The 11,537-nt window shown below is 67.8% G+C and carries 7 protein-coding genes and 1 pseudogene; 3 read left to right on the forward strand and 5 right to left on the reverse strand.

From position 1 onward, the window contains the following. A pseudogene (locus ACH107_RS24790) lies at nt 1-218 on the reverse strand (phosphoadenosine phosphosulfate reductase); the annotation flags it as partial. A gap of 114 nt (nt 219-332) precedes the next feature. After that, on the reverse strand, nt 333-1,547 hold the full coding sequence (locus ACH107_RS24795) for an acyl-CoA dehydrogenase (RefSeq protein WP_310690726.1): 1,215 nt from the start codon (nt 1,545-1,547) through the stop codon (nt 333-335). 108 nt (nt 1,548-1,655) lie between these two features. Here ACH107_RS24795 and ACH107_RS24800 point away from each other — a divergent pair, with 108 nt between their 5' ends. The 3 genes from ACH107_RS24800 (at nt 1,656) to ACH107_RS24810 (ending at nt 5,778) form a co-directional block, all read left to right on the forward strand. After that, nucleotides 1,656-2,555 carry an AAA family ATPase gene (locus tag ACH107_RS24800; protein WP_412508221.1) on the forward strand — a complete coding sequence of 300 codons (900 nt, stop codon included), beginning with the start codon at nt 1,656-1,658 and terminating at the stop codon, nt 2,553-2,555. Nucleotides 2,556-2,649: 94 nt separating this feature from the next. Next, the gene (locus ACH107_RS24805; protein ID WP_310690724.1) at nt 2,650-3,897 is read left to right on the forward strand and encodes a VWA domain-containing protein; all 1,248 of its coding nucleotides are present in this window, start codon (nt 2,650-2,652) and stop codon (nt 3,895-3,897) included. Nucleotides 3,898-3,960: 63 nt separating this feature from the next. Beyond that, nucleotides 3,961-5,778, forward strand: a complete 1,818-nt coding sequence (locus tag ACH107_RS24810; protein WP_412508223.1) for an ABCB family ABC transporter ATP-binding protein/permease — start codon at nt 3,961-3,963, stop codon at nt 5,776-5,778. Nucleotides 5,779-5,958: 180 nt separating this feature from the next. Here the strand turns inward: ACH107_RS24810 and ACH107_RS24815 are convergent, their stop codons facing one another. From ACH107_RS24815 to ACH107_RS24825, 3 genes are all read right to left on the reverse strand, one after another. After that, nucleotides 5,959-6,714, reverse strand: coding sequence for a dienelactone hydrolase family protein (locus tag ACH107_RS24815; protein WP_412508225.1), 756 nt, complete (start codon nt 6,712-6,714; stop codon nt 5,959-5,961). Between the two features lie 132 nt (nt 6,715-6,846). Further along, nucleotides 6,847-10,626, reverse strand: a complete 3,780-nt coding sequence (locus ACH107_RS24820; RefSeq protein WP_412508227.1) for an efflux RND transporter permease subunit — start codon at nt 10,624-10,626, stop codon at nt 6,847-6,849. Next, nucleotides 10,623-11,537, reverse strand: a 915-nt coding sequence (locus ACH107_RS24825; RefSeq protein WP_412508228.1) for an efflux RND transporter periplasmic adaptor subunit, incomplete at its 5' end; no start/stop codon positions are given. The genes ACH107_RS24825 and ACH107_RS24820, both read right to left, overlap by 4 nt.

Below are 11,537 nucleotides of genomic sequence, written 5' to 3' on the forward strand. Positions count from 1 at the left end.
CCGCGCGGGGCGGCCTCGGGGTTGAAGCGGCGCGCGGCGGGTATGGTTTCGAAACTGACCATCAGGCTGCGCCCGGCATCGAGCCGCACCGCCAGGTCGCGCCCGCCCAGGCTCTCGCACCGGCCAAGCGCGTTGCCCAGTTCCGCGACGCGCGCATGCCACTGGCCGGGGGCGCGCCCATCCAGTTGCAGGTCAAACAGGGTGTCGTGATCGGCCATACGTCCTCGCCGGGTCTGCGCGATGTCGCAGGCCCCCCTGCGAACCATAAGCTCTATATGCGGCCAGAATTTGCAAGACCCGGGGCCTTTCTGGCGACGGGCCGGGCGAGACGCCTAGAAAAACGCCTGCAGGCCGGTCTGCGCCCGCCCCAGGATCAGGGCGTGGACATCGTGGGTGCCCTCGTAGGTGTTTACCGTCTCCAGGTTGATCATGTGGCGAATCACGTCGTATTCGCCGGAAATGCCGTTGCCGCCATGCATGTCGCGGGCCTGGCGGGCGACATCCAGCGCCTTGCCGCAATTGTTGCGCTTCATCAGGCTGATGCCCTCGGGCGCGGCCTGGCCCGTATCCATCAGGCGGCCCAGTTGAAGCGCGCCCTGCAGGCCCAGTGCGATCTCGGCCTGCATGTCGGCCAGTTTCTTCTGGAACAGCTGGGTCTGTGCCAGGGGCCGCCCGAACTGCTGGCGGTCAAGCCCATATTGGCGGGCCGCGTGCCAGCAGGCCTCGGCCGCGCCCATGACCCCCCAGCTGATGCCGTAGCGCGCCCGGTTCAGGCAGCCGAAGGGCCCCTTGAGCCCCTCGACCCCGGGCAGCAGCGCCTCTTCGCCCACCTCGACGCCGTCCATGACGATCTCGCCGGTGACCGAGGCGCGCAGGCTCAGCTTGCCCTCGATTTTCGGCGCCGACAGGCCGGGCATACCCGCCTCAAGCACAAAGCCGCGGATCTTGCCGTCATGCGCCTCGGACCTGGCCCAGACGATGAAGACATCCGCCAGCGGGCTGTTGGAGATCCAGGTCTTGGCCCCGGTCAGACGATAGCCGGTGTCCGTCTTCTCGGCCCGGGTCTTCATGCCCGCCGGGTCGCTGCCCGCCTCGGGTTCGGTCAGCCCGAAACAGCCGATCAGGTCGCCGCTGGCCAGGCGCGGCAGGAACTTCTGCTTCTGGGCCGCGCTGCCATAGGCATGGATCGGATACATCACCAGGCTGGACTGCACCGACATCATCGACCGGTAGCCCGAATCGACCCGCTCGATTTCCCGCGCGATCAGGCCGTAGGTCACGTAACCCGCGCCCAACCCGCCATGCTCCTCGGGGATGGTGACGCCCAGCAGACCGGCCGCGCCCATGGCGCGAAAGACGGCGGGGTCGGCGGCTTCCATGGCGTAGGCGTCGCGCACCCGGGGCTGCAATTCCGCCTCGGCGAAGGCCTGTGCCGCGTCGCGCAACATGCGTTCGTCCTCATTCAGCTGGTGTTCCAGCCGAAGGGGGTCGGACCAGTCGAAGGGGCCGAGGTCGGGGCCGAAGCCGGGTGCCTTGGGATCGTTCATGCGGGTCTCCTGCCGTGCGGGACATGGCCTAGCGCGTCGGGCCGGGCGGGGCAATGCGTCGCTTGACCCCGGCCCCGCACCATGCAGCATGGACCCCAAGGAGGCGCCATGGAAAGCATAGACGAGGTGCAATCGGCCCTGGCCGCGCAGGATTACGTTTGCAGCCGCGCCCTGGCGACGGTGGTGTTCCTGGCGCTCAAACTGGGGCGGCCGCTGTTCCTGGAAGGCGAGGCGGGCACCGGCAAGACCGAGATCGCCCGGGCCATCGCAGCCGCGCTGGGCCGCGACATGATCCGCCTGCAATGCTACGAGGGGCTGGATGCGGCCTCGGCGGTCTATGAATGGAACTTTCCCGCCCAGATGGTCGCCATCCGCGCCGCCGAGGCCGAGGGCAGCGCCGACCGGCAGGTGCTGCAACGGTCCTTGTTTTCGGGGGATTTCTTGATCGAACGCCCGTTGCTGCAAGCCATGCGGCCGCATGAGGCCGGCCCGCCGGTGCTTCTGATCGACGAGATCGACCGGACCGATGAACCCTTCGAGGCCTTCCTGCTCGAAGCGCTGTCAGAGTTCCAGGTGACGATTCCCGAACTGGGCACGATCAAGGCCCCCGCGCCGCCCATCGTCATCCTGACCTCGAACCGCACGCGCGAGGTGCACGACGCGCTCAAGCGGCGCTGCCTCTATCACTGGGTCGATTACCCCGGCTTCGCGCGCGAGATGGACATCCTGCAGGCCCGCGCCCCCGAGGCGACCGAGGCGCTGAGCCGCGAGATCGTCGCCTTCGTCCAGCGACTGCGCCGCGAGGACCTGTTCAAGCGCCCCGGCGTGGCCGAGACGATCGACTGGGCCAAGTGCCTGCTGGCGCTGGATACCATCGACCTGTCGCCCCAGGTCATCGCCGACACGCTGGGCGCGGTGCTGAAATACCAGGACGACATTGCCCGCCTCGAAGGCACCGAGGCGAAACGCCTGCTCGACGAGGCCCGTGCCGACCTGTCCCCTGCGTGATGCATCTTCTGGCCGTAAATATCCCGGGGGGTCGCTATTGTCGCGCCATTGGTCCGAGAGACAATGGCGAGGGGCAGAGCCGCGGACATCCGTGATGCCGGACCATCCCCCCCTAGACCTTCCCGCGGACGGCAAGCTGGCGCGCAACATCACCCATTTCGCCCGCGCGCTGCGCCGCGCGGGGCTGCCGGTGGGGCCGGGGCGGGTGATCGACGCGGTGCGCGCCGTGCAGGTGGCGGGCTTCACCGAGAAACAGGATTTCTACTGGACGCTGCAGGCCTGTTTCTGTTCGCGCCCCGAGCACGCCCGCGTTTTCGGGCAGGTCTTCCGGCTCTATTGGCGCGATCCGCAATTCCTTGACCACATGATGTCCATGATGCTGCCCGCCATTCGCGGTGTGCAAGAGGAAGAGCTGGCCCGACCGGCCGAGAAACGCGCGGCCGAGGCCCTGCTCGACGGGATCGAACCGGACCGGCCCGAGCCGGAGAACACCCCCGAGGAAAGCCTGGTCGAGATTGACGCCTCGGCCACGCTCTCGCCCGAGGAACGGCTGCGGCGCCTCGATTTCGAACAGATGAGCACGCAGGAAATGGCGCAGGCCCGCCGGATGCTGGCGCGGTTGACCCTGCCGGTGCGCCCGGTGAAATCGCGCCGCACACAGGCCCTGGCAGGGCCGATGCCCGACTGGCGCCGCACCATGCGGCGGGCGATGCGCCAGGGCGGCGAGGTCCGCGCCTTCGAGACCCGTCGCCGCCGCATCCGCTATCCCAACCTGGTGGTGCTATGTGACATTTCCGGGTCGATGTCGCAGTATTCCCGCGCCGTGCTGCATTTCGTCCATGCCGTCAGCAATGCCCGCGGGCAGGGCTGGGCCAGGGTCCATGCCTTCACCTTCGGCACACGGCTGACCAATATCACCCGGCACATGCGCGCCCGCGATGTGGACGACGCCCTGGCCCGCGCCGGGGCCGAGGCGCAGGACTGGGAGGGCGGTACCCGCATCGCCGCCTGCCTGCACGATTTCAACCGCGACTGGTCGCGCCGGGTGCTGGGGCAGGGAGCGGTGGTGCTGCTGATCACCGACGGGCTGGACCGCGACCCCGAGGGCGCGCTGGGCCGCGAGACCGAACGCCTCGGCCTGTCCTGCCGACGGCTGATCTGGCTCAACCCGCTGCTGCGCTGGGCAGAGTTCGCGCCCCGCGCCCGCGGCATCCGGCAGATGCTGCCGCATGTCCACAGTTTCCGCGCGGGCCACAACATCGCCGCGCTGGAGGGGCTGGCCGCGGCCCTGTCCGATCCGGATGAGACCGGAGAGAAACGCCGCCTTATGCAGATGATCTGAGCCGCGCTCTGGTCATTGCCGGCCGGGGAGCCTACCTGTGGGCTTTCACGACAAGGACCCCGGATGCGCCCCTCTACCCAACCTGATGCAAGCCCCGGCGACCCGCCCATCGAGGGCTGGAACGTTGTGCTGCGCGTGGCGCCCTATCTCTGGCCGGCGGACAAGCCCTGGGTAAAGCGCCGCGTGGTCTTCGCATTGATCGCGCTTGTCGCCTCCAAGTTGGTCGCCGTGGTGGGGCCGATGCTCTACAAGCTGGTGGTGGATACCCTGTCGGGGGACGGGGGCGACGCCATGCTGCTGGCGCTGGGGGCCGTGGGGCTGACCGTTGCCTATGGCATGGCGCGGCTGATGACCAACGGCTTTCAGCAGCTGCGCGACGTGATCTTCGCCAAGGTGGGCCAGCGCGCCCTGCGGCAACTGGCGCTGGAGACCTTCACCCATATCCACCGCCTGTCCATGCGCTATCACATCACCCGCAAGACAGGCGGGCTGAGCCGCATCATCGAACGCGGCGTCAAGGGCGTGGATTTCCTGCTGCGTTTTCTGCTGTTCAGCATCGGGCCGCTGCTCCTGGAACTGCTGATGATCGCGGTGATCCTGTGGTGGCACTTCGGGTTCAGCTACCTGGGCGTGGTGGCCGTGACCATCGCCATCTACATCTTCTTCACCTTCAAGGTGACCGAGTGGCGCGTGCGCATCCGCAAGGAGATGAACGCCCAGGACACCGACGCAAACCAGAAGGCCATCGACAGCCTGCTGAACTTCGAGACCGTCAAGTATTTCGGCGCCGAACAACGCGAGGCGGGCCGCTACGACGGGGCCATGGCGCTCTACGAGACGGCGGCGCTCAGGACCGCCTATACCCTGGGCCTGCTGAACTTCGGGCAGGCCTTCGTGATCACCACCGGGCTGGTGCTGGTCATGGTCATGGCCGCCTTCGGGGTGCAGAACGGCACGCTGACCACGGGCGATTTCGTCATGGTCAATGCCTACATGATCCAGATCACCATGCCGCTGAACTTCCTGGGCTCGGTCTACCGCGAGATCCGCCAGGCCATGGTGGACATGGCCGAAATGTTCGACCTGTTGGAACAGCCCCCCGATGTGGCCGACCGGCCCGGCGCGACCGTGCTGCAGGTGAATGATGGCGAGGTGACCTTCGACACCGTGACCTTCGGCTATGACGCACGGCCGATCCTGCGCGGGGTCTCGTTGTCGGTGGGGGCGGGGCAGACCGTGGCGCTGGTGGGGTCGTCCGGGTCGGGCAAATCCACCATCGGGCGCCTGCTGTTCCGGTTCTACGATGTCTCGGGCGGGGCGATCCGCATCGACGGGCAGGACATCCGGGATGTGACCCAGGACAGCCTGCATGACGCCATCGGCGTGGTGCCGCAGGACACGGTGCTGTTCAACGACACGATCCGCTACAACATCGCCTATGGCCTGGAGGGCGCGCGCGAGGACGAGGTCGTGGCCGCGGCCCGGTCGGCCAAGATCCACGATTTCATCATGAGCCTGCCCGAGGGCTATGACACCCAGGTGGGCGAGCGCGGCCTGAAGCTGTCGGGCGGCGAGAAACAGCGCGTGGGCATCGCCCGGACCCTGCTGAAGAACCCGCCGATCCTGCTGCTGGACGAGGCCACCAGCGCGCTGGACACCGACACCGAGCGCGAGATCCAGTCCGAGCTGCGGGCCATGAGCGAGGGCCGCACGGTGCTGACCATCGCGCACCGGCTGTCGACCATCGCCGATGCCGACCGGATCGTGGTGCTGGAAAAGGGCGAGGTGGTCGAGACCGGCACCCACGAGGTGCTGCTGGAGCGGTCCGGGCGCTATGCCCAGCTCTGGGCGCGGCAACAGTCCGACGACGAGGCGGCCTGACCCGGACCGGCGGGTCGACCGCTGCTTGCCGGGGCCTGCGCCCCGCCAAGGACGCCCCGCCCGCCGACCCGGGGCGCGCCGAAGAAACCCCGTCTTGACAGGGCACTGCCCGGCGACGCCCTTCTGCGGGCGAGGTCTGCACGGAAGGGGGGCGCCGGGCTGACCGGCCCCCCGCTTTTGTCACAGTTGCTCATCCAGGAACGCCATGAAGGCGTCCCAGCTGCCCTTGTCGGCGGCCAGGTCATAGTCCCGCGAGCCCCAGACAGTGAAGGAGTGACGCGCCCCGCCGTAAAGCCGTGCATCGTGTTCGACACCGGCGTCGAGCATTTCACCGACGACCTGCGCCAGGTCGGCCGGGCCGGAGACCGGGTCTGCCGTCCCATGCAAGAGCAGGACAGGGGCCGTCGTCATCGCATAGTCTTGACCCTCGGGCGTTCCCAGCCCGCCGTGGAAGGACACGAACCCGTCGACCTCCATTCCGGACCGCGCCGCTTCGAGGGTCGCGGCCCCGCCGAAGCAGTAGCCCATCAAAATGATGTCGTCGCCCACGCCCTCCAACTCGGTTGCGGCCGCGAGGGAGCCCCACAGCCTGGCGCGAAAGAGGTCCCGATCGGCGTAGAGCGCGCCCGACCGGGCCTGGTTTTCCTCCATGTTGGTTGGCCGGTTGTCCTTGCCGTAGACGTCGATGGCCACGGCCGTGTAGCCCTGTGCGGCCAGCATGTCGGCGCGTTGTTTTTCGTAGTCGGTCAGCCCGTCCCAATCGTGTACGATCAGGATCGTCCCCCCGGTTTCGGGCAGGTCGGTGTTGCGGGCGACATACCCCTCGACGACCGTCCCATCGACTTCGTAGTCGAAAGCCTGCCCTGTGAGGTCAGCGGCTGCGGGCTGTGCGACGGCAACGCCGAGGACAAGAGTGCCTGCAAGTTTGCGAATCATGGAAACTTCCCGGTTTTCCCTGCGTGGCGACATAGCGCGTCCTGCCAGGATTCAATGATCCGCGGTGTCGGACGTTTCGCAGGCCTGCCAACCGGGCTGGCACATGGACCGCACACCCGCCGGCCCGCCGGGCTATTCCGCCGCGCGCAGGGGCGGCGGGGTGGCCTGGACCACGGGGTCGGATTCGGGGGTCGTGAAACTGTCGAAGTCCGACCACTGTATTTCCGGCACCTTCGTGCGCCGCGCCTCGCGCTCCAGCGCCCAGTCGCGGGCCAGCCGGCTGCCGCGGCCCGCGCCCAGCTTGGCCAGCCCCTGCGCGGCCCAGCGGGCATAGGTGGTCACCCAGACCCGCAGCGCCAGCATCGAGGGCGTGAAGACCAGCGTCAGCAAGGTCGCGATGCCAAGGCCGAAGACCACCGCCGTGGCCAGCTGTTTCCACCACAGTGCCGTGGGGCTGTCGATCGAATAGCCACCGCCGAAGAAATCGAGGCTGATGCCGAACATCATCGGCGAGAGCCCCGCCATGGTGGTGGTCGTGGTCAGCAGCACCGGGCGGATGCGATCCTCTGCGGTGCGGGTGATCGCCTCCGAGCGCGGCATGTATTTCTCGTATTCCTGATAGGTATCGATCAACACGATGTTGTTGTTCACGACTATGCCCGCAAGGGCCACGATGCCGGTGCCCGTCATGATGATCGAGAAGGCCTGGTCCATGACCAGCATCCCGATCAGCACGCCGGTGGTGGACAGGATCACCGCCAGCAGGACCAGCGTCGCGTTGTAGAAGCTGTTGAACTGCGCCAGAAGGATGATGAACATCAGCCCCAGCGCCCCGGCAAAGGCGGTTTGCAGGAACTCCTGGCTTTCGGCCTGATCCTGCTGGTCGCCGGTCCAGGACCAGCTGACCCCCTCGGGCAGGGGGTTTTCGGTTTCCAGCCCGTTGGTGAGCGTAGCGATGCGTTCGTTGCCGTTGATGATCTCGGGGCGTGCGGTCCCGTCGTCCAGGGCCGTCTGCACCGCCGAGAGCGTGTCGGCCGCCTCCAATGACACCGGCGCGTAGGCGGTGCCATCGGTGGTTTCCACCGTCCGGGAGGCCGCGGCGGTGCCCCCCTCGGCCAGTTCGCGGAAGGTGCCCAGGGTGGTGGTCCCGCCGTCGGCGTCATCGGTGACAAATTGCACCATGCCCTCGGCCACGCCGGCCTTTACGTCGAAATAGCGGTCCTGGTCGACCCGGTCGATCTGGGCGAGCTTCTCGACCGGTTGGCGGGTGACGAAGTTGGACAGCGGGATCAGCCCGTCGGGGGTGCGCACGCGCAGGCTGTCGAGCGTGGACAGGACGCGGTCCTCGCGCGGCAGGCGCACGCGGATCTCGATTTCCTCGTCGCTGCCGCGGGGGGTGTAGGTGTCCAGTAGCAGGCCACGGGTGACAAGCTGCACCATGCCACCCACCGTGGCCACGTCCGCACCGTACCGTCCGGCCGCCTCGTTGTCGACGTTGACCTCCCAGTCGATGCCGGGCAGGGGGCGGCTGTCCTCGATCTGGGTGAGGCCGAGGGTCTGATCGAACCGGTCGCGGGCAATGGACGCGGCCTGCTTGAGCGTGTCCCAATCGCCGCCGGTCAGGCGCAGTTGCACGGGCTTGGAACTGGCCGGCCCGCGCGAGAGGTTGAGGATCTCGGCCCGTACACCGGGCATCTGGTCGAGCTTGGCCTGGATGTCGTCCATGACCACGTCCCCGTCGAGCTGCGCCAGGGGCACGTCGTTCTCGCGGGCGTAGTCCGGGCGGTCCTCCCAGGGGATCATCTCGATCTGGAGCTGGCCGATGGTGTCGCGCGGGCCTTCGCCGCCGCCCGTGTTCTGGTTCAGCCCGCCTTCGCCCGCGAAGGCAAAGACCGTGTCAACGCCGGGCTGGTCCAGCACGATCCGCTCGGCCCGGGCGACGAGATCGTCCTTTTCCTCGATCGACAGGTTGCCGCGGGCCTGGACGTAGACGATGGCCTGTTCGGGTTCACTGTCGGTGAAGAACTCGACGCCGTTGTTGTTGGCACCGAAATACATAAAGGTCCAGGCCACGAAGGTGCCGATGGCCGCGATCGCGACAATGGGCATCACCGGGTTGCCCGAGATGATATGGATCAGGTGCCCGAAGGGGCTGCGCCGATAGCCGGCCCGGATGCGCCGTGGCGCGCGGGTGATCCTGGCCGAACTCACCGTCACGGCCAGTGCCACGCAGGACAGCAGGAACAGCACGATCCCCGGCAGCGAGGCGACCAGCCCGTCGGTCTGCACGGCCTGGCCCCCGAAATAGCCGGGGTTCAACGTCAGCATGGCCCCTGCATAGGCCAGCAGGACTGCCGGAACCACCAGCGCGGCGCGGAGAACCCAGGGCAGGCGGGCGCGCAGCGCGTCGGACCAGTGCCCAAAGAGACGGCTCATGCGGCCCGTCACGCCGCCCATGACCGGCAGGTAGATCAGCGCGACGATCAGCGAGGCCGTCAGCACGAAGATGATCGTCACCGGCAGCAGCCCCATGAATTCGCCCGCCACGCCGGGCCAGAACAGCATGGGCAGGAAGGCGCAGAGCGTGGTGGCGGTGGAGCTGATGATGGGCCAGAACATCCGCTTGGCGGCCTCGACATAGGCATGCATCGGGCCGGTGCCCTCGGAGATGCGCTTGTCGGCATATTCCACCACCACGATGGCGCCATCGACGAGGATGCCCACGGCCAGGATCAGCCCGAACATCACGATGTTGGAAATGGTCACGTCGAGCACCGCAAAGAGCGCGAAGCACAGCAGGAAGGAGGTCGGGATGGCAAAGCCCACCAGCAGGGCCGGGCGGATGCCCAGGGCGGCCAGCACGACGATCATGACCAGCGCGATGGCGGTCAGCACCGAGCCTTCCAGCTGGCTGACCATGGAGGCCACGACACGGCTCTGGTCGTTGGAATAGCCGACCTCCACCGCCTGGCGCAGGTCCTCGGGCCATTCGGCGACGGCGGCATCGACGGTCTCGCGCACCTCGGCCGCCGTGTCGATCAGGTTGAAGCCCTTGCCCTTGACCACCTGCAGCGCAACGGTGGTGGTGCCATTGAACCGCGCGGTGCTGACCCGGTCCTCGAAGGTGGGGCGGATCTCGGCCAGATCGCCAAGGGTGACGACGCGGTCGCCGTTGGTGCGCACGGGCAGGGAATAGACATCGCGGGCCTCGTCGAACGACGAGGGCACCTTGACCGAGAAATCCCCCCGTTCGCTGCTGACCTCACCCGCGGCGACCAGCATGTTGTTCTGCTGAACCGTGTTGATCAAGTCATTGGCGGTGACGTTGTAGCTTTCGAGTTTGAGCGGGTCGATCACGACTTCGAGCATTTCCTCGCGCTGGCCGGTCAGCTGCGCCTCGAGCACGGCGTCGATGCCCTCGACCTCGTCCTGCAGGCCCTCGGCCACGTCGATCAGGGTGCGCTCGGGCACCTCGCCGGTCAGGTTGACAATGAGGATCGGGAATTCCGAAAAGTTGATCTCGTTGATCGAATATTGGTCGGCCCCATCGGGAAACTGGCCCTCGGCGCTGTTCATGGCGTCGCGGACATCGGCCATGGTGCGGGACTTGTCCCAGCCGAATTCGAACTCCAGCGCCGCCCCGGCATAGCCTTCGGCGGCGGTGGTAGACATGGTGTCGAGCCCGTCGATATCCTGAAGCTCGGACTCCATGGGCTTGACCAGCAGGGTCTCGGCGTCCTCGGCCGAGATGCCGGGGAAGGGGACCGACACGAAGAGCGCCGGGATCTCGATATCCGGCTCGCCTTCCTTGGGCAGGCCGACGTAGGACGCGCCCCCCGCAACCAGCGAGAGCACGATGAAGGCCAGGATCATGCGGGCGTGGTTGGCTGCCCAGTCGACGATTCCGGTCATCCGCCGGCCTCCCTGTCGGTGGGCGCAACGGGCACGCCGTCGCGAACGTATTCCTGGCCGACGACGATCACGTCCACGCTGTCGGGCAGGCCCGTGACCCGAACGCCCTCGGGGGTGTCGCGCAGAACGGTCACGGGGCGGAAGCGGGCGATGTCCTCGCCGTCCACCACGCGCACGCCGATGTCGCCGTCGTCGTTGAGCGTGAGCGCGGAAGCCGGCAGCAGATGCGCCGAGCGTCCCTCGGCCCCGATGAGAATCTCGGCGGTCTGGCCGTCACTGATCTCCAGGTCGGGGTTGGGCACCTCGACCTCGACGCGGAACGTCCGGGTGGCCTCGTCGGCCGAGCGCGACAGGAAGGTCACCGGCCCCCTGACCCTCTGGCCGCTGCTGAGTTCGGCGCCCGCCATCGCGCCGGTCTTGACCTTCGCAACATCGGCCTCGGGGACGAAACCGACCAGCTTGATTGGGTCCAGCTGTATGATGGTGGCGCAGGGGCTGCCGGGCTGCATCAGGCTGCCCAATTCGGCGGTGTCGCTTTCCAGCAAGCCCTCGAAGGGCGCGGTGATGGTCAGACGTTCCAGTTCGCGTTCGGCGGCGGCCACGGCGGCCTGGGCGGACTGGATGCCGGCGCGCGCTGCCTCGACCCCCGCGTTGGCCCCCTCGATACTGGCCTCGGCGCTGGAGATGCCCGCCTGTGCCCCTTCGACAGCGGCCTCGGCCGAGGTCAGCCCGGCACGGGCCGAGGCCAGCGCGGCGTCGGCATTGGCAACCCGGGTGTCCGAGGCAAAGCCCTGTTCGGACAGGCGCTGCGCGGCGTTCTGGTTGATGCGGGCCTCGTTCAGACGGGCGCGGGCCTCTTCCAGGCGCGACCGGGATTCGGTCAGGCGCGCGGCGGCCTCGGCGCGCCGGGC

Source organism: Roseovarius halophilus (ex Wu et al. 2025), from assembly GCF_047086965.1.